A 19766-nucleotide genomic window follows, 5' to 3' on the forward strand; every position below is an offset into this window, starting at 1 on the left:
CCAGCGGATTGTCCGAATCGCGACCTTCGAATTTGATCTGGCCGATGCCGGGGAAGTATTCCTTGGCGCCGACGAATAGATTGCTGCTCATGGTGTGGGTCCTTCTTTACTTTGACGAGTCTGGGGGAAGAAACAAACGGAGGAGTCGTAGGAGCGGCTCTGGGTGGCCTAGGGCCATCAGCCGCGAGGGCTTTTTACCGGTAACGCCCCATCGCGGCTGAAGCTGCTCCTACATAGCGGAGGCGCTGTACAGCGGCGTTACCGCGTGCAGGTTCTTGAGGAAAGTTTTGTAGGCATGGTCATAGGCCGTCACGCGGCCCGGATCGGGTCTGGTGGATAGGCTGTCGTCGACCTGCAGGTGCTCAAGCACCACATCGGCCAGCGACGCACCCTTGCCCTCGCACGCCCACAGCGCCTGCAGCGCGGCGCCGAACGCGGCACCTTCCGGCTGAGTCGGCACGATCACCTGCAGATCGAACACGTCGGCGACCATCTGCCGCCACTGTGCGCTCTTGGAGCCGCCACCGGTGAGCAGGATCGTGTCGAACTTCAGACCGGCATCGACAAAGGCGTCATAGCCGTTGCGCAGGCTGTAGGTCGCACCCTCCATCGCAGCGCGATAGACGTGCGCCGAGGTGGTGTTGTGCGGATCCATGCCGAACAGCATGCCGCGTGCGGCCGGCAGGTCCGGGGTGCGCTCGCCGTTGAGGAACGGCAGCATCGACAGGCCATCCGCGCCCGGCGTGGTGCCGGCGACGGCTGCTTCGGCCTGCTCGCGGTTGAGACCGAACATGCGCATCGCGGTCTCGGTGGCGACGGTGCAGTTCATCGTGCAGATCAGCGGCAACCAGCCGCCGGACGAGGAGCAGAACGCGGCCCAGCGCGCCTGATCGTCCACCACCGGATGATCAGCGTAGGCAAACAGCGTGCCGGAGGTGCCCAGGCTCATGGTCAGGCGCCCGGGAACCACGTTGCCGGTACCGATCGCGGCCATCATGTTGTCGCCGCCGCCGGTGGTGACCTGCACGCCATCCGGCAGGCCCAGCGTCTTCGCGGCGGTGGCCGACAGCGCGAACGTGGTGCCCAGCTCGACCAGTGGCGGCAACGCCTGACGCAGGTCGCGTTCGGAATCGAGCGCGCGCAGCATCGGCTCGGACCAGGTGCGCGTGCGCACGTCCAGCCAGCCGGTGCCGGAAGCGTCGCCGGCTTCCATGAAGCGCTCGCCGGTCAGCCAGAAATTGATGTAGTCGTGCGGCAGCATGACGCTGGTCATCGCCGCATACGCGTCGGGTCGGTGGGTACGCGTCCATGGCAGCTTGGAAGCGGTGTAACCGGCCAGAATCGGGTTACCCGCCGTCGCCACCGCGCCGCCGACGCCGCCGACTTCGGCCATGATCGTTTCGCACTCGGCCTGGGTGCTGGTGTCGCACCACAGCTTGACCGGCGCGGTCACCGTGCCGTCGGCCGCGACAGGCACGAAGCCATGCTGCTGGCCGGACACCGAGATGCCACGCACCTGCGCCCGTTGCTCGGCCGTCAGCGCGCCGAAGCAATGCACGATCCCGTCGACCCACCACGCCGCTTGCTGCTCGCGGGTACCGTCTTCCTCGCTGATCAGCGCCATCGGCGCCGCCGTGGTCGCCACGACCTGCCGCTGTACCGGATCGTAGATCACCAGCTTCACGCTCTGCGTGCCTACGTCCAACCCTGCATAAAGACTCATTGATTCACCAATCGATTGTTCTTGAGACCCACGCGCCGCTCGCGCCCGGCCCCCAGCTCGAAAGCCAGGACCTGATCGGCATAGGAAATCTCGTAATGGCCACCGTTGTCACTGTGCAGCACGGCATTTTTCAGCTGCCCCTGCTCCCAGGACAGGTCCAGCGATGCCGCACCGCGCACACGCAGGCCGCGTACGCTGCCGTTCGGCCAGGCCTTGGGCAGCGCCGGCAGCAGGAACACCGTGCCACCCCAGCTCTGCACCAGCATCTCGGTGATGCCGGCGGTGCCGCCGAAGTTGCCGTCGATCTGGAACGGCGGATGCGCATCGAACAGGTTCGGATAGCTCCGATCCGGTGCCAGCAGCAGTTCCAGGATCCGATAGGCGTGTTCGCCATCGCGCAGGCGCGCCCACAGGTTCAGGCGCCAGCCGATGCCCCAGCCGGTGGCGTTGTCGCCACGGATCTCCAGCGAACGCCTTGCAGCCGCGGCCAGATCGGGGGTGTCGCGCACGTTGATCTGGCTGGACGGATGCAGGGCATACAGGTGCGAGACGTGGCGATGGTGGATTTCCGGCGCCTGCATGTCCCAGTCCTGCTGCCACTCCTGCAACTGGCCGGCCTGGCCGATGCGGTGCGGCGGCAACTGCGAGCGTAGCTGGGCCAGTTGTGCACCGAACGCCTCGTCCACGCCCAGCAGCTTGCCCATCGCGATGCACTGCGCGAACAGGTCGCGGAGCAGTTGCGCGTCCATCGATGGACCAGCACAGACCGCCGCACCGAATGGATGCTGATTCTCTGGCGACATCGATGGATTGGTCACCATCGCACCGGTGCTCGGGTCGCGCTGCAGGGTGGCGACGAAGAATTCGGCAGCACCCTTGAACAGCGGATAGATCTTCTTCAGGTAGGCACGATCACGGCCGTAGTCCCAGCGATCCCACAGCTGCTGCAGCAACCACACGCCGCCCATGGGCCACAGGCTCCACTGCGCACCGTCGATCGGCCCGGCCTGGCGCCACAGATCGGTGTTGTTGTGCACCACCCAGCCCGGCGCGTCGTACATCGCTTTCGCGGTGTGCGCGCCAGTTTGTGCGAGATCGAACAGCATGGCTTCCAGCGGCTCGACGCACTCGTGCAGCGCGCTCGGCTCGGACGGCCAGTAGTTCATCTCGGTGTTGATGTTGATCGTGTACTTGCTCTCCCACGGCGGCATCATCAGGTCGTTCCAGACGCCCTGAAGATTGGCGGGCTGGCCGCCGGGTCGCGAGCTGCAGATCAGCAGGTAACGGCCGTACTGGTGGTAGAGCGCGGCCAGCGCGGGATCGTCACCACCGGCGAAACGGCGCACACGCTCGTCGGTCGGCAACTTGGCCGCTTCGCTGCTGCCCAGTTCGATGGCGACGCGCCGGAACAGACGGCGATGCTCGGCCAGATGGCGTTGCAGCAGCGTTGGATAGTCGAATGCGGCCGCCGTACGTAGCGTCTGCGTGGTGGCGGCAAGCGGATCGCCGCTGACATCGTCGTAACGGCGATAGCTGGTGGCGGCAGTCAGCAGCAGCACGACCTCGTCGGCATTCTCGACGTGGATGCGGTCGCGCAGCACGCGCACGCTGCCGCCCGTAACCTTCGGCAGTACCCGCAGCGCGAAGCGAAGCTGTCCTTCGATGCCGGCAAAGCCACCGTTGTTGCCGCTGAACAGCAGTCCGTCCTGCGCCGCAACGACCTCGCCCGTCTGCGGGCTGTCGATGCCGATACGCAGCGACACCCGGCCCGGCTGATTGCAGGACAGTCGCACCACGATGCATTGGTCGACCGGCGAGACGAACACCTCGCGCCGATGCAATGCACCGCCGGAAGTGAACGTGGTGGTGGCGATCGCGCTGTCCAGATCCAGCTCGCGGCGATAGCCGGAGATGCCGTCGGCGCGGTCGAAATCGAGCAGCAGGTCGGCCAGAGGCTGGTACGGCATCTGTTTGAGCGGACGCGACAACAGTTTCTCGTCGGCGAGCTTCTCGGCCTCGGCGTAGCGACCGGCGAAGATCAGCTCGCGCACCTGCGGCAGCGCCGCCAATGCGTCAGGACTGGTGGCGTCGTAAGGGCCACCGGCATAGAGCGTATCCTCGTTGAGCTGCAGGCGCTCGTGCGCGATGCCGCCCCACACCATCGCCGCCAGCCGGCCGTTGCCGACCGGCAGCGCTTCCACCCATTCGGTGGCCGATTGCGGATACCAGAGCGTCAGCGCGTCCTTCGGTGCGACCGGTGGCAGCTCGACGCTGAGCTTCGCCACCGGCGCGGCGACGCCCTCACCTGCTACCGCGACGACGCCGACCGCAAGGCCGGCGCCCATCGCTTTGCACAGTTCACGGCGAGTGAGTTCAAGGCTCATTGCACGCCCGCCCTTTGTGGGAGGGAATTCATTCCCGACGGGCTTTCCCGGCCATTCATCGGGAATGATGGCCCTAGGCCACCCAGAGTCCCTCCCACAGACGTCAAACCAGATGCTGCAAGCTGCATCACTTCGCCTGGCCGCCCTTGAACGCGACGGTCAACGGCTTGCCGCTGTACTGCACGCTTGCGTCGGCCTTCGGTTCCAGCGCGCCGGCATCCTCACGCGGGCCATCGACGAAGCGGACGTTGATCGTGCGCTTGCCCAGCATGCCCGGCCAGTTGCCTTCGCGCTTGCCGATGCTCAGCACGCCCTTGGCCTGGTCCCAGCTCAGCGGAATGCGGCTGAACTCGCCCTTCTCGTAGCCGTAGTCCTTGCCCTGGTCTTCGTAGAGCGAGAACTGGCCGTCGGCGCCGGTGTAGACGACCACGGTCAGCGGTGCGTCCGGCTTCTCGTCGACGTACTGCTGCACGGTGGTGGTCGGCACGATGGCGCCGGCACGCACGAACAGCGGCATGCGTTCGATCGGCGCGGCGGCCTCGACGGTCTGGCCGCCCTCGTAACGCTTGCCGGTGGCGAAGTCGAACCAGCTGGTTCCCGCCGGCAGATAGACCGACCGCGAGGTCGCGCCGAACTTGGTCACCGGAGCGACCAGGAACGACGGGCCGAACAGGTACTCGTCGTTGAGATCGGCCACCTTCGGGTCGTGCGGGAAGTCCATCGGCAGGCCACGCATGATCACGCCGTCCTTGAAGTAGGTATCGGCGGCCAACGTGTAGATGTACGGCATCAACGTGTAGCGCAGCTTGTCGTAATAGGCCATCGAGGCGTAGTACGGCGTGCCTTCCGGCGCGATGTTCCAGATCTCGCGGTACGGGAACTGGCCATGCGAGCGGAACAGCGGCACGAACGCACCGAACTGGAACCAGCGCGTATTGAGCTCGCGCCATTCCTGCTGGTGTGCCGGATCCTTGTTCTCGTAGCGCTTCTCGACCGAGAAACCGCCGATGTCGAAGGTCCAGTTCGGCAAGCCGGACATGGACACGTTCACGCCAGCGGTGATCTGGTCGAGCATGTCGTCCCAGCGCGAGACGATGTCGCCGCTCCACACCGCCACTGCGTTGCGCTGCGTGCCCGCGTAGCCCTTGCGCGAGAGGATGAACACGCGCTTGTTGTCGGCCGCGCGATCGCCCTCGTAGACGCCGTGGGTGTGCGGCAGCGGATAGGCATTGAAGTACTCGGTGGAGCTGCCCAGCGCATTCGGGGTCAGGCGGTACTTGCGGGTCTCGATATCCAGGTTGGAATGGATGTCCGGCTCGTCGGCATCCATCCACCACGCGTCGAAGCCCTTGCTGTTGAGCTTCTCGTTGATCTGGCGCCAGTAGATCTTCTGCGCCTCGGTGGCAAACGGATCGTAGAACCCGTTCAGATAGCCCTCACCGATCCAGTCCCGCTCGCCGGCCTCGACGTTGCGGGTGAACATGTAGCCCTTGGCCGCCAGTTCCTTGTAGTTGTCCGTGTTCGGATAGAACTTCGGCCAGATCGAGATCATCACGTTGGTGTGGTGATCGTGGAAGTAGTTGACCATCTCCTCCGGCTTCGGGAAGAACTTCTTGTCGAAGTCATGCGAGCCCCAGGCATCGACCGGCCAGTACGACCAGTCCAGCACGATGTTGTCCAGCGGCAGGCCACGCTTGCGGTACTCGGCAACCACGTCCTCCATTTCCTGCTGGCTCTTGTAGCGCTCGCGGCTCTGCCAGAAACCGTAGGCCCACTTCGGCAGCAGCACGGCCTTGCCGGTCAGCTCGCGATAGCCGGCGATGACCTGATCGGCGTTGTTGCCGGCCACATAGTAGTAATCGATCATCTGCCCGGCTTCGGACCACAGCGACAGATCCTTGGCCTCGGTCGCCGGCAACGGATCGCGGTGCAGCAGCGCGATGTAGCTCGGGTCGATCAAGTCCCACTCGACCTTGACGGTGTGACGCTCGCCCGGCTTCAGCTGCAGCGCGAACTCGTGATGCCACGGGTTCCAGTTCTGGCGCCAGCGATCGACGACCGGCTTGCCGTCGATGTAGAGCTTCAAATACTCGCTGCCGTACAGCGAGAAGGTGTGCTCACCGGCGCTGAGCGCCTCGATCTGCCCTTCCCAGCTGGCCTGCATGCGGCCGTTCTTGCTCTTGGCATTGTCCGGGTACTTGGCCAGATCCTTGATGTACTGGTAGTTGATCTCGCTCTCGCGACGCGTCACCACCACCTTGCCATCGACCGAATAGGTCGCGGTCAGCGCGCCCGGCTTGCCCTTGGCGTCGTACAGCTTGAGCGACTTGTCGAGCGGCTGCAGGCCGCGCGGATCGCCCAGGCGGGTGATCGAGTTGTTGTCCCAGAGGATGCCGTAGTTGCGACTGGACACCAGGAACGGCACCGCCAGGTCGAGATTGCTCTGCAGCAGCTCGACGTTGCGGCCCTTCTGGTTCATCCAGCCTTGCTGGTGCTGGCCGAAACCGTAGATCGCCTCGCCCTCCGGCGAGACGAAGCGCTGGCGCGTGCTCAGCAGGTGCTGGGTACCGTCAACGGTGATCGGCGTGAAGGTGCGGCCGCCGGCCACTTCGGACAGCACCGGCTTGCCATCGGCGTCGGCGAAGCTGACGTGGCCGTCGGTGGTGGACACGGTCGCGGTGACCTTGGCGGTCTTCAGCGTGACCACGTCGCCCTGCTGGTCGAGCGTGAACGCGGTATTGCCCTGCACCGGTACGCGCATCAGGCTGGCCGAGCGCTGGAAACCGCCGCCCTGGTCGGCACTGACGCGGATGATGCCGGCATCGACCACCTGCAGGCGCACCGGCGAGGCACCCTGCGCGCTGGGTACCACGGTGACGCCGTCGGCGGCCTTCTTCACTTCCTGTGCGCTGGCCGTGCCGGCGAGCAGCATCAGCGAGAACGCCAGGCTGCTCGCCAGCGGCGTGAGGTGCAGGCCGGCGGCCGTGCGGTTGGACTTGTGCATGTTCACTCCCTTTGTGATGCGGATTCGGCGTTCTTGTGTTGCGTCGACGCCTGGATCATTGAAACAGCGGGGTTGCTTACTGATAGGTGGCGAGCTTGATCTTGAGCAGTTGCGGGGCGCTGGAGAAGTTCACGCCGTAGTCGGTCTGGTCGCCGTTCCAGTTGCGCTGGAACTGCCACTGCCCGGCCTTGTCGTAGAAACCTTCCTCGACCCGGTCGTAGACCATGTTGGCGGTCGCTGCGCTTGCCGGATGCAGGGTCACGCGGGCATGCATGGCGGTGACCAGGAACTCGTCCGGCCCCAGCTCGGCGATCAGCGCGCCGCCGATCGGCTCCGGATTGCCCGGCGGCTCGCCCTGGAACCAGAACTGCGGCACGCCATAGGTGATGGTGGCGCTCCAGCGATCGTTGAGCGGCACTTCCTGCACTGCCACGCCCGGTTGCTCGGCTACGCCGTGCAGCTTGCCTTCGGAAGATGCCTTGGCGAACTGGCGCATGCCCAGCCCGACCAGCTTGAAGCCGAGCGCGAACGGCGCCAGCGCCTCGTCGTCGACCTGCTTGGCGCCGAGCGGATAGTTGGAATAACGCGTGTAGTCGATGCCGAATGTCGACCAGCCGATGCCGTCATGGCCCAGGGTCGGGAACAGGTAGCGCGCGTACTCGGTGCGGTTGCCGGTCTCGGCGACGAACAGCGCGTTGTCCGGGCGCGCGTAACGATCGAGCACCGTGGTGTACATCGTGTACTCGGGCATGTAGATGTCCGGCGCCAGCAGGTCGATATGCGGACCGGCCGCCTTCCAGATATCCAGCACGTTGTCGGTGGGACCACCGCTGGCGTACTGGCCCGGCTGACCCGGGTTGAACGGGCCACGCAGCGCCGCATTGACGTACATCGGCAGCGGATAGACCGCCTTGCCCGCTTCGGCGACCTGATCGATGAAGCGCGCGATCGACCAGGCGTGGAAGAACTCATCCGCATCCTTGCCGAATACCTGCGACCAGGTACCCGGCTGCTTGCCGAGCTTCTTCAGCAGTTCGTCCGGCACCTGGCCTTCGAACAGCTGCTGTGCCATCGGCGAGAAGTCGCGCACGCTGCCGTAGGTGCCCGCCTCGTTCTCCGGCTGCACCATGATGACGGTGTGCTGTGGGTCGGCCTGCTTGAGGTGCTTCATGAACTCGACGAACGCCTTGCGATCGGCGTCCAGCGTGGCCGGCGCGTGCGGCGACAGCGAGCCGATGCTGCGGCCATCCTGGGTCACCACGCGCGGGAAGCGCTTGTTGTCGGTCTTCACCCAATGCGGAGCGTAATTCGGGCCGTTGTTCTTCCAGGTGCCGAACCACAGCAGCACCAGCCGCACGTCATGCGTGCGTGCCTGCTGCAGCAGCGTGTCGACAAACGAGAAATCGAACTTACCTTCCTCCGGCTCGACCTGCTCCCAGCCGATCGGCACCTGCACGGTATTCGGGCCCAGCACCTGCATCGCCGGCCAGACCTGTTCCAGCGTCGCCGGATAGTTGCTGGAATTGTTGACCTGCGCGCCCAGGATCAGGAACGGCGCGCCATCGACCAGTAATGCGTGCTTGCCGTCCTTGCTGACGAATTGCGGCATCGACGTCTGTTTGGCTGACGTGTCGGAAGCTGCCGCTGTCACCGCGGGGGCCGTCGCGTCGGCTTTGCCGGCGCTTGGCGGTTCGACGCGCTGACAGGATGCCAGGACGCACGTCGCGGCAAGCAGCAGGAAACGGGATCGGCCAGACAGGGAAATCTTCATCAACAAGCAACTCCTACGTTTTTTCAACGAACAACGAAACGTGGTCCGCGCCAGACGACGATGGAACGAACTCAAAAGTCACAGCGCTCACCAGTCATCCGACCGGAACGGCGAGACCGGCAACCGCTCGCGATTGATCAGATCGGCATCGACCGGGTTTTCGCTCCAGCCATAGCGCACGGCCACCGGTGCGGGCACCGCATCGCTGTGCACCACCACACTGTCGCCCTCAATGCGCGCCTGCGCCGGATGGAATGCCTTGTCGGCACCGGCCACGGCGAAACCGTGTACCTCGTTGCCGCCACCACGCACCGCCAGCGCGCTGCCCATCGCAGCGAAGCGCACGCGCGCCTGACCGTCGGCGAACTCCGCACGTTCGAACACCGGCGCGCTGTAGACCAGCGACTCGCCGTAGGCGACATGCCGCGCCGCCAGCGCCAGGCGATGGCCCACGTCCTGCTTGTTGGTCGGATGGATGTTGTCGGGCATGCCGACGTCGATGATCACCGCCTGCCCGGTGGCCGGCAGCGCCAGGGCCCTGGACTGCGACTCGCGCAACTGCGCCCACGGGCTCAGATCGCCCTTGTCCGAACCGGCCTTCCAGTTGGCCAGTTGCACCCACAGGAACGGCAACTTCGGCTGGCCACGCTCATCGCGCCACTGCCGGATCATCGCCGCGAACTGGTCGCGGTAGCGCAGCGCACCGTATTCGTAGGCGTTGCTCTCGCCCTGGTACCAGATCACGCCCTTGACCGGGAACGCCTGCAACGGATGGATCATGGCGTTGTAGAGCAGCGTCGGCACCTGGTTCTTGTCGTCGTTGGCCGCCACCGTCACCTTGGCCGGGCGGAACTTCCAGGCGCCGTCGATCGGGCGCCGCGCACCGCCCTGCGGCTGCACGAAAAACACCGAAGCATCGCCCTTGATACCGCCACCGCCGCCGGTATCGAGAACCCGGATGGCGACATGATTGACGCCGGCATGCAGTGCGGTCGGCGGCACCGGATAGGCGCGCGGATCGTTGTAGCGCCATTCGGTATGGCCGACCTCGACGCCGTTGACATAGGTGACGTCGGTGTCGTCGGCAGGACCGATGCCCAGCGTGATACCGGCCTTCGCCTCGGTCGCATTCAGGGTGAACGTGACGCGGTACCAGGCGATGCCGTCCATGCCGGCATACCCACTCTGCTCCCAGAAAGCCGACACCGGGATGCTGTCCCAGTCGCTGTCATCGAAATCGGGAGCGGCCCAGGATGCACCTTCGTCGTCGACCTGGGGCCAACGCGCGATGCGCTTGCGTGTCGCCGCTATCTGTTGCTCGTCCTTGGTTCGCATCTCGTTGATGCGCGCGGCTACCTTCGACGCATCTACGCCTTGCGAGGCCACATCCATCCACGCTTCGATCGAACTGCCGCCCCAAGTGCTGTCGATGATGCCGATCGGCACACCGGTGCTCTGGCGCAGATCGCGTGCGAAGAAGTAGCCCACTGCCGAGAACGCCCCGGCGTTCTCAGGTGTGGCCGCCTTCCAGTCACCGCCGGCCAGACGCGGCTGTGGCGACTCGTTCCAGGATTTGGGCACCTTGAAATGACGCAGTTGCGGATCATGCGCGTTGGCGACCTCCTGCGCACCATCGCGCGCCTGTGCCAGCGGCCATTCCATGTTCGACTGACCACTGGCCAGCCACACGTCGCCGACCAGCACATCGCGGACCTGCAGCGCGCCGCCATCGCCATTCACCGTCAACACGTACGGGCCACCTGCCTTGTGCGCCGGCAGCACGGCCTTCCACGTGCCCTGTGCGTCGGCGGTGGCCTGAGCACGATGACCGTCGAATTCGACGCGGATCTTCGCTCCGGGCGTCGCCCAGCCCCATACCGGCATCGGCTGGTCGCGCTGCAACACCGCGCCATCGGCGAACAGCAACGGCAACTGCGGTTGTGCGGCCGCGGTACCACTCAGAACGCCGAGCGCCAACGTGGCCGATACGAACGGAAAACGGAAACGTTTCATCTGATCTCCTGAAAATTCAGCGCGGATCGCCATAGATCACCCCACGGCCCTCGGCGGCGAAGTACACGCGCCCATACAGGCGCGGATCGCCCGTCACCAGACGCATCCCGCCATAGCGATGCGCGTCGTCGTCGATACGGGTCCAACGTTTGCCATCGTCATCGGAGCGGAACAGCCCGGTGACCCCACCGACCTGGCCGTACACGAACAGCGTCGGCACCTTGCTGCCTGGCTTGGGCGCACCCAGCCCCAACGACAGCGCATTCTCCACGCCCGGCAGCCGCTCGAGCCCGCGTGCCGACCAGCGCAGCAGACCATGCCAGGCACCGGTGACATACACCGTTGCCGGCTGGGTGAGCGACGGGCGCACCTCCGCCCGGTACCACGGGCCGACTTCACCGATGCCCGCGCCCGCTTCCTTGAATTCCACACCACCATTGCCGCTGATGTAGAGCTTGCCGGTGATGGCATCAAAGCCGTAGTAGATGCCGGCATCGAACCGATCGGCCTCGACCACCGCATTCGCGGGGAGCCCCTTCACTGCCTGCCAACGGCCGCCGAAATCGGCGCTGATCCAGGCAATGTCAGACTTGTCCGGGGTCCAGATCACCCGCTTGCCGTCGGCCGCGATGGTGATGCGCCCGGCGCCCTCGCCCTGCGGCGGTTCGTTGGCGAACGCCTTCCAGCTGCGGCCGCCATCCTGCGAATACAGCGCCCGCACCTCGCCCTTGTGGTTACGGATGCGACCGGCGCGGACCAGCACCTGCGGCGCTTGCCCGGCCCAGGCCATCGCCTCGGTATTGGTCAGGCGCGGACCGCCGAACTGCAGCGTGTACTTGTCCAGATCGTCATGACGGAAACCGTCGATATCGCCCACGCCGCTGAGCAGATTTGCGCCCTCGGAAGGGCTTGCCAGTGCCAGCGCCGCGGTCTCTTCCAGGCCGTCGTCATCGAAGCCCCAGCGCACCGGCGCATGACCCGCCTCGCTGAGATTGCGCGATGCCCACAGGCCGTAACCGGTGACGAACAGCGCGTGGTCGGGATCGAACGGATCGATCGCCAGCGAGGCGATCCAGTGCGGGAACGCCTGCGCGGTCCACGGCACCACGCTGTGATCGAACTGCGAATCGCCGAGGATCGGTGTCCAGTGCTCGCCACCATCGACGCTGCGGAAGATCTCTTCGTGCGGCGCGTAGCGGCAGAACGTCGAGGCGATCAGCACCTTCGGGTTGGACGGATCCACCGCCACCGCGCCCCAGCCGAAACCATCGTGCTGCAGATCGGTCGACTGCGCCGCCGGGCTGATGTCACGCCACGCGCCGCCAGCGCTGGAATAACGCCACAGCGCGCCATTGTTCATCACGTTCGGGCCCGGCTCATCGCCGTAGGCCACGTACAGTTCGCCATCGCTGGCCAAGGCCATCCGCGTCGGTCGCACCCCATTCGGCTGGCCCGTCACCGGCGCCCAGTTCGCGCCACCGTCGTGCGAGACATACAGGCTGGTGCCCCGGGTCGACACACCGGCATACAGCGTCGGCGTGGGCGCACCCTGCCGCCCGCTGGCCGGATCGAACAACACCGACACGATGCCGATCGGCTGCAACCCGGCCCAACTGGTCTGCGTGCCGGATTCCGGTGCGGTGGCGACCGCCGGGAACGAGGTCACCTGCTTCCAGTGCGCACCGGCATCGTCGCTGCGCCATAGCCCATTCGCGCGCGAGCCGAAGAACAGCACCCGCCCATCATGCGGATCGACCGCCAGGCGCTCGCCATTGCCACGCCCCATCTCGTTGCCGCCAAGCGAGAACGGCAGGTCGGCGCGCTGGAAGGTGCGGCCGCGATCGGACGAGCGCAGGATCGCGCCATTGCCGTTCTTCAGATAAGTGCCGACGGCGAGATACAACCGCTCCGGATCGGAAGGATCCATCGCCAGGCTTTCCACCCCCATCAGATTGGCGTCGTCATGGCTCAGCCAGTCCAGCAGCGGGATCCAGCGCTTGCCAGCCGCATCCCAACGGTAGGCACCGCCGATATCGGTACGCGCATACGCCAGGCCGCGCTCGTTCGGGTGGAACATCACGCCGGAGACGAAACCGCCCGCCCCGACCGCGACGTTGCGCCAGGCATAGGGTGCCGACGCAGCCATGACCTGCGGTACGCACACCGCCAGCAATGCGACCAACGCCAGCAGCGCGAGCAGCTCACGCGCGCGGCGGCGGAGTGAACCAGGCCAGCCAAACAAAAACACCGGCCCGGATGCCTGCTCGGCATACCGGACCGGAGACGCACTTCCTACGGCGCGTTCTTGGAATGGCCTGCGCGCAGAGACCATACCGATGTTCATCGACGGCACTCGCATGCCGCTGGTTGGCGGCACGCGGGCCTGATCACATTCCGCAGGCGCGGAGCGTGGAGATACTGTCTCGACATGATTCCCTCCCAGGACACATGTGCTGTCGCCGCGCAGGTGCGGCATGCTCGACGCGCATGCTCGATGAATTCGACCATGCCTGCCTACCGCGTCGGACGCCCCCCCGAGGTGGCTGGCGCCTGCCAAACCCCGAGCATAGGACGGGCCAACCATTCCATGCCAATAAAAAAATAAAACCAAGCTATCCGAGTGGGGAATACGACCATCGGCTAGCGGCGGGTCAAACGCAGGACGGCAGGGCTCGGAAGAGCCCTGCCGTCCGTATATCGCACACTTGTGCGATCACCAGTTCATGCGCAGCACCAGCGAGTAGCGCCGATCGTTGATGAACCAGCCACGGCTGTACAGGCGGCTGTCGATTTCGCCGTCGGAATAGCCGCTCGGCCCCATCAGCACCTTGGTCACGGTATCGGTGATGTTGGTCGCCTGCAGGCCGACCTTGAGGTGCGAGTTGATGTTGTAGAACAACGAAGCATCCAGCTGGCCGTAATCATCGCTCCACATCGGCAGGCCGACATTGGCATCGCTGGTGGTCAGCAGGTAACGCGAGCGCCAGTTGTACGCCAGCCGGAACGAGAAATCGTACTTCTCGTAGATCAGCGCCGCGTTGTAGCTGCGCTTGGACAGCCCTTCCAGCGGCAGCGTCGCATACACGCCGGACTCGGCCTTGGTTACCGGCGTCAACAGTTCGACTGGCGAACCCTTGCTGTCCAGGTAGGTATAGTTGGCCGACACGCCGAAACCACTCAGCCAGCCCGGCAGGCTGTCGAAAAACTGCGTATAGCCCCACTCCGCACCGCGGATGTAGCCGTGACTCATGTTGTAGGGGCGCGAGATGCTGAAATCCACGCCGTCGTAGGTCTCGGTGCGGGTCTGCGTGGCGATGTAATCGCGGACATCCTTGTAGAACAAGGTCAGGTACATCATGTCCGTATTGTCGAAATACCACTCAAGCGCGGTATCGACCTGGTTGGCACGCATCGGCTTGAGGTTCGGATTGCCTGCGGTACCCGTCCATGAGGTGACGGAGACGGTGCCATCGCTGCCGGTGGTGGTGTTCGCGTACAGGAACATGTTCGCGGTGAGCTTGTCCATGTCCGGCCGCGCGACTGCCTTGGACACGGCAAAGCGCCACTGCAGATCGTCAGTGAACTTCACCCGCAGATTGAAGCTCGGCAGCACGTTCGTGTACTGCGTACCGCCCTCGATCGGGAAATACTGGCCGGTGAACTGGGTTTTCAGATAGGCCAGCTCGCCCAGGTCGGAAGCATCGTAGCTGCTGAAATCCGGATAGTTGCCGTAGCCGTCCGCCTTCGTCGACGTCTGCACCACGCGCACACCGATGTTGCCGTCGATCGGCGTCGAGACTTCATCGGTGCCGAAATAGGCAATGGCGTAAGCCGCCTGCGTGCGTTCCTTCTGCCGGTTGATGTACTGCAGGTCGTAGGTATCGACCGCGCTCCAGCTGCTGGCGAACGACTCCAGCGCCGCCACGGCGGCCGCATAGTTCTTCACCAGCGACGTACTCGGGAACCACAACGACGTCGGCACGTTCACCTGCCCCCGGAAGAAGCTCCCGAAGCTGTACAGCGACGAGCTGCCGGTCAGATATTCGTCCAGGCCGGCGGTGCCGCTGGAGTCCCAGGTCTCGCTGAGATAGTTCCAGTTGTAGGGCGTCGACTTGTTGGTCTGGTTGCGATCGGTGCTGCGCACGCCGAACTTGATCTTGCGCACGAACTGGTCGTCGAAGTCGTGTTCCAGATCCAGACGCAGCGCCAACTCACGCCCCTGGTTCTGGGCGAAATGATCCATCGCCCAGTTCCAGTAGTAGTTGCTCGAACTGGTGACCGCCGACGAGTCGCTCACGGTAAGCGTCGGGTACTCGCCCGTCAGGTCGTAGCCGACACCAGACAGGAACGTACTGCTCGCCACGGTCAGGTCGTACTGGCTGCTCCACGAACGCACCAGCTGAGCATCGGCACTCAGGATCGTGTGATCGGTCAGGTAACGCTCAAAACCCAGCGAGATATCCTGCGTCACCGTCTTCTGCTCGGCATAACGCGTATCGGTGGTGAACTTGACGCTTCCGTCGCCGCTGTAGATGTACGAGATCGGCGAACCCTTCTCGAACACGCCATCGGCGGAATAGCTGAACTGGGTGCCCCAATCCGGCAGCAGGTACTCGGAGCTGTCGGCGAACATCGCCGCATGCTCCAGCCAGCTCATGCGGTACTCCGAACGCAGGTACTGCAGCGTCACGGTGGTGTCATCGTCCGGACGCCACTGCAGCGTCGAGGCGATGCCCAGGCGCTTGCGCTCGAAATCCAGGTTGCGCCAGCTCACACCACCCGGCACATAGACCGAGCTGAGATCCGTGCCCGACGCCAGGTACGAGAAGGTGCCGTAGCCATCGTCGGCGGTGTGGCGCAGGTACGGCTCCACCTGCACGCCCTGCGTGGTCGTCGCCAGCTCTGAATAGGCCACGTCGAACAGCGCACCGACCTCACCGATGCCGGTCTGCCAGCGATCACTGAACAGGAACGACGCCGATGGCTTCTTTTCCTTGCTCAGGTCACCCCGGTTCATGTCCGCGCTCGCGGCGATCTTCCGGCCTTCGAAATCGAAGGGCTTGAAGGTACGCAGGTTGACGGTGCCGCCCAGGCCGCCTTCGATGATGTCGGCCGACGGGTTCTTGTACACGTCCACACCGGCCATCAGCTCCGAAGGCACGTCCTCGAAGCTCAGCCCTCGCCCGCTGTTGGCACTGAAGATGTCGCGGCCGTTGAGTTCTCCGCGCACCTGGGTCATGCCGCGGATCATCACGCCGCTGCCCTCGGCCGAGAAATGATCGGTGTCGTTGCGGGCCATGAAGTGATCGATGGTCACACCGCTCACACGCTGCAATGTTTCGGTGACGCTACGATCCGGCAAAGCGCCAATGTCTTCGGCGCTGACAGAATCGACGATCTGGTCGGAATCGCGCTTGATCACCTGCGACTTGATCAGGCTCGCACGCACACCACGCACTTCGACGGCATCCAGATCGGTGGCCTTGCCCTTCTCGGCAGGCTTTTCCTTGGTGTCCGTGTCGCTGGCGGCACTGTCCTGGGCATGCACCGATCCGGCCAGACACAACCAGATGCCAAGCGTGACCAATGAGCGGCGCGCAAGCTGACCTTGTTGCGGATGCACGGCATGACTTGACCGCGTGCGGCCTGAATGATTCGACATCTGATCCCTCCCAGGATGGTGGCGACTTTGGTTTTTTGAGACGTCCCGGATAAGGACGCCAAGCACCTGACAGAAGCGGGAGAAGACCTCAGCGGCCTTCCGGAGACCCGGAACGACCCAACAACGCCACCCAGGATGCGGGTGAAAAGTAGAGGCGAGGACATCGGTTGCGCCAATGAATTTTTAACAGGCGACTTATCCGAACAAATAATATCTTTTCAATTTCAATGCCTTGAGTGAAATAAATCAAACGGCGTCATTTGACGGCAAATTTCTCATCAAAAAACACTCGTCAGAACACATGACAGCTCGCGATCGCCGACCTCGACGTCGGTACCTGACACCGATCCCACAGCAAAGCCACACACGGGCAGGCACGAAAAAGCCCGGCTGCACTAGGCAAGCCGGGCCAGAGAAAACCACTTGGTTGCGGGATCAGAAGCTCGCGCGAACGGTCAGGCCGTAGCGACGATCGTTGATCACGAAGTCGCGATAGCGCGACTCGAAGCCAAGATAGCTTTCGTTGCGGGTGTCGAGCAGGTTGTTGCCATCCAGCGAGACCGACCAGACGTCATTGATGTTGTAGCGCAACGACGCATCCAGCTGACCGAAACCCTTGTTGTATACCGGCAGATTGCCGGTACCGTTACCGGCCGTGGTCACCAGCCAGTCACTGCGCCAGTTGTAGGCCACGCGTGCCTGGAACTTCGGCACTTCGTAACTGAGGATCACGTTGTAGCTGTTCTTGGACAGGCCCTGCAGCGGAACGATCAGCGCCTGACCATTGGTATCGGTCGCCGTCGGGCTCGGCGACTTCGAATCGACGTAGGTGTAGTTGGTCTGCAGACCGAAGTTGCTCAGCCAGCCCGGCAGGAAGTCGAAGAACTGGGTGTAGCCCAACTCGACGCCCTTGATCGTGCCCTCGTCGCCGTTGACCGGGCGGGTGATCTCCCAGGTCTCGCCACCGTAGACTTCGTTGAACACGGCATCGGCGATGAAGCCCTTGACCTTCTTGTAGAACACCGTGCCGTAGGCCATCGAACCCTTGCCGAAGTACCACTCCAGCGCGGTGTCGAACTGGTCGGCCTTCATCGGTGCCAGGTCCGGATTGCCAGCCGAGCCGGTACGACGGGTCACGCCGCCCGATTCAGCCGCGCTCAGACTCAGGTTCGGGTTCATCTGGTCGAAGCCCGGACGCGAGATGCCGCGCGAAGCAGCGAAACGCCACTGCAATTGGCTCGTCAGCATCCAGCGCAGGTTCAAGCTCGGCAGCACATCGGTGTAGGTCTGCTTGACGTCCACCGGCAGCAGGCCACCACCCTCAGCGTCGGTGCCGGTGCGCACGCCCTGCGAGTTCACCTCGGTGCGGACAATGCGCATGCCGATGTTGCCGTCGAACGGGATGTCGCCGTCGGTGCCGAAGCGCAACACGCCGTAGGCGGCGTAGGTCTTCTCGCCCTGGCTGTTGATGTTGTTCGGCGCGAACTCCAGCGGCGAAGCACCGAAGGCCGCCAGGGTCTGCTCGTAGTTGTTCACCGCCGAATCGGAAGCCGAGAGCGTCGGCCCGAACGCCTGCGAATCGCCGCGGAAGAAATCGGTGATCGGGTTGGCCACCAACTGCACGTCCGGATACTGCGAGAACGGCGCGCCGAGCCACATGAAGCGCCACACGTTGCCCTTGTTGTCGGCATCGCGGTCGGTGTAACGCACGCCGGCCTTGAAGCTGCGCGCGAAATCGCTGTCGAACGCCAGGTCCATATCGGCGCGCCAGGCGAATTCGGTGCCCTTGTTGTCGTCCTTGTTGTCGAGGTGGAACTTCCAGCCGGTGTAGTTGGCCGGATCGGTCAGGTAGCCCGAGTTGCCGCTTGCATCGGTCACCGACAGACGCGGCAGATCGCCGCGGAAATCGATGGTGTAGAACGGCACGGCCGTCATGCCGGTACCGATGATGTAGCGCGTGCCCTTGGTGGTGGCATCGACGTACTGCAGGTCGGTACTCAGGGTCAGGCTCGGATTCACCGTCCACTTGGCGCCCAGCGAGTAGTCGGTGGTGACCGAGTGACGCGTGGTCAGACTGGTGTTGGAGTCAGCCGGGGTGTTCTGGAAAGTGCCGCTGACGAACTCGTTGCGATTGTTGACCACGATGTCGTCGTAGCCCTGCATCGCATCCTGGCCGCTGTAGGCGAAGAACGAATAGTCGTGCCAGCTGAAGTCGTAATCCGAACGCAGCACCTGCGCGGTGACTTCCACGTCATCGGTCGGGCGCCACTGCAGCGCGAATGCACCGGTCTTGCGCTTGCGCTCGCCCACGGTGGTGTTGATGCCGGCGCCGTGCGGCACCGAAATTTCCTGCCCTTCGTAACCCGGCAGATCGGTCTGCGTGTACCACGGCTCGACCGAAATGGTGTCCTGGCGGAACGGGCTGGTCTGCTGCGAATAGTTCACCAGCAAGCCGATCTCGCCGATGCCGGTCTGCCAACGATTGCTGTACATGCCCGAAAACGCCGGCTTGCTGTCATCGGCCAGGTCGTAGTGGTTGTACTGCACGCTGCCCGCAATCTTGCGGCCGTCGTAATCGAATGGCAGACGCGTGCGCAGATCGACCGTACCGCCCAGACCACCTTCGATCATGTCGGCCGACGGGTTCTTGTAGACGTTCACGCCGGCCAGCAGCTCGGCCGAGACGTCCTCGAAGCTGAGACCACGACCGTCGTTGGCGGTGAAGATGTCGCGGCCGTTCAACTCGGTGCGGACCTGGGTCAGGCCGCGGATGGCGATCGAGCTGCCTTCGCCGTAGTTGCGCGTGATCTGGATGCCGGAGATGCGCTGCAGCGCTTCGGCGACGTTGTTGTCGGGCAGCTTGCCGATGTCCTCGGCAACGATCGAATCGACGATCTGCTCGGAATTCTGCTTGACCAGCTGCGCCTTGGTGACGCTCGAACGCGTGCCGGTGACCTGCACGGTATCGAGCTGGGTGGCGGCCTGGTCAGCCGGCTTGTCCTGTTCGGTGGCTTCCTGCGCGTAGGCGTTCGCGCTCAGCAGCGCGGCGACGCTGATCGCCATGATCGAACGGCGGAAATCACGGATGGATTGCTGGCCCACGATCCGGCCAGCCGGGACGCGGCGGTGTTGTACTGACATGAAACTCCCTCCCAGGACGCATGTACTGATTTTTCGACAGTGATCACGCCGGGATGGCGGTCCTGCCT

8 protein-coding genes are annotated in these 19766 nt (G+C 64.3%); all 8 read right to left on the reverse strand.

Annotation, left to right across the window (positions count from 1 at the left end):
- Window positions 1-229 precede the first annotated feature (229 nt).
- The gene (xylB, locus tag AC3WJE_RS04730; RefSeq protein ID WP_493729627.1) at window positions 230-1723 is read right to left on the reverse strand and encodes a xylulokinase; all 1494 of its coding nucleotides are present in this window, start codon (window positions 1721-1723) and stop codon (window positions 230-232) included.
- Window positions 1720-4107 carry a glycoside hydrolase family 95 protein gene (locus tag AC3WJE_RS04735; RefSeq protein WP_493729628.1) on the reverse strand — a complete coding sequence of 796 codons (2388 nt, stop codon included), beginning with the start codon at window positions 4105-4107 and terminating at the stop codon, window positions 1720-1722. The genes xylB and AC3WJE_RS04735 overlap by 4 nt, the downstream gene beginning before the upstream one ends.
- 127 nt (window positions 4108-4234) lie before the next feature.
- The gene (locus AC3WJE_RS04740) at window positions 4235-7111 is read right to left on the reverse strand and encodes a TIM-barrel domain-containing protein (protein ID WP_493729629.1); all 2877 of its coding nucleotides are present in this window, start codon (window positions 7109-7111) and stop codon (window positions 4235-4237) included.
- A 76-nt stretch (window positions 7112-7187) separates the two neighbouring features.
- Entirely contained in the window at window positions 7188-8882 is a 1695-nt protein-coding gene (locus AC3WJE_RS04745) for a DUF5597 domain-containing protein (RefSeq protein ID WP_493729630.1), read from the reverse strand.
- An 87-nt stretch (window positions 8883-8969) separates the two neighbouring features.
- On the reverse strand, window positions 8970-10895 hold the full coding sequence (locus tag AC3WJE_RS04750) for a sialate O-acetylesterase (protein WP_493729631.1): 1926 nt from the start codon (window positions 10893-10895) through the stop codon (window positions 8970-8972).
- Window positions 10896-10911: 16 nt separating this feature from the next.
- The gene (locus AC3WJE_RS04755; RefSeq protein WP_493729632.1) at window positions 10912-13239 is read right to left on the reverse strand and encodes a WD40/YVTN/BNR-like repeat-containing protein; all 2328 of its coding nucleotides are present in this window, start codon (window positions 13237-13239) and stop codon (window positions 10912-10914) included.
- A 369-nt stretch (window positions 13240-13608) separates the two neighbouring features.
- Window positions 13609-16557, reverse strand: coding sequence for a TonB-dependent receptor (locus AC3WJE_RS04760; protein WP_493729633.1), 2949 nt, complete (start codon window positions 16555-16557; stop codon window positions 13609-13611).
- A gap of 435 nt (window positions 16558-16992) precedes the next feature.
- Window positions 16993-19698 (reverse strand): TonB-dependent receptor, encoded by a 2706-nt coding sequence (locus tag AC3WJE_RS04765; RefSeq protein WP_493729634.1) that lies wholly within the window; start codon window positions 19696-19698, stop codon window positions 16993-16995.
- Window positions 19699-19766 lie beyond the last annotated feature (68 nt).

This window comes from Pseudomonas sp. GW821-FHT07E12 (assembly GCF_058986605.1).

What these genes read in the sequence shown, in the direction of transcription:
- xylB (WP_493729627.1), bottom strand. Translation starts at nt 1,723, where the DNA reads ATGAGTCTTTATGCAGGGTTGGACGTAGGCACGCAGAGCGTGAAGCTG.
- AC3WJE_RS04735 (WP_493729628.1), bottom strand. Translation starts at nt 4,107, where the DNA reads ATGAGCCTTGAACTCACTCGCCGTGAACTGTGCAAAGCGATGGGCGCC.
- AC3WJE_RS04740 (WP_493729629.1), bottom strand. Translation starts at nt 7,111, where the DNA reads ATGCACAAGTCCAACCGCACGGCCGCCGGCCTGCACCTCACGCCGCTG.
- AC3WJE_RS04745 (WP_493729630.1), bottom strand. Translation starts at nt 8,882, where the DNA reads ATGAAGATTTCCCTGTCTGGCCGATCCCGTTTCCTGCTGCTTGCCGCG.
- AC3WJE_RS04750 (WP_493729631.1), bottom strand. Translation starts at nt 10,895, where the DNA reads ATGAAACGTTTCCGTTTTCCGTTCGTATCGGCCACGTTGGCGCTCGGC.
- AC3WJE_RS04755 (WP_493729632.1), bottom strand. Translation starts at nt 13,239, where the DNA reads ATGAACATCGGTATGGTCTCTGCGCGCAGGCCATTCCAAGAACGCGCC.
- AC3WJE_RS04760 (WP_493729633.1), bottom strand. Translation starts at nt 16,557, where the DNA reads ATGTCGAATCATTCAGGCCGCACGCGGTCAAGTCATGCCGTGCATCCG.
- AC3WJE_RS04765 (WP_493729634.1), bottom strand. Translation starts at nt 19,698, where the DNA reads ATGTCAGTACAACACCGCCGCGTCCCGGCTGGCCGGATCGTGGGCCAG.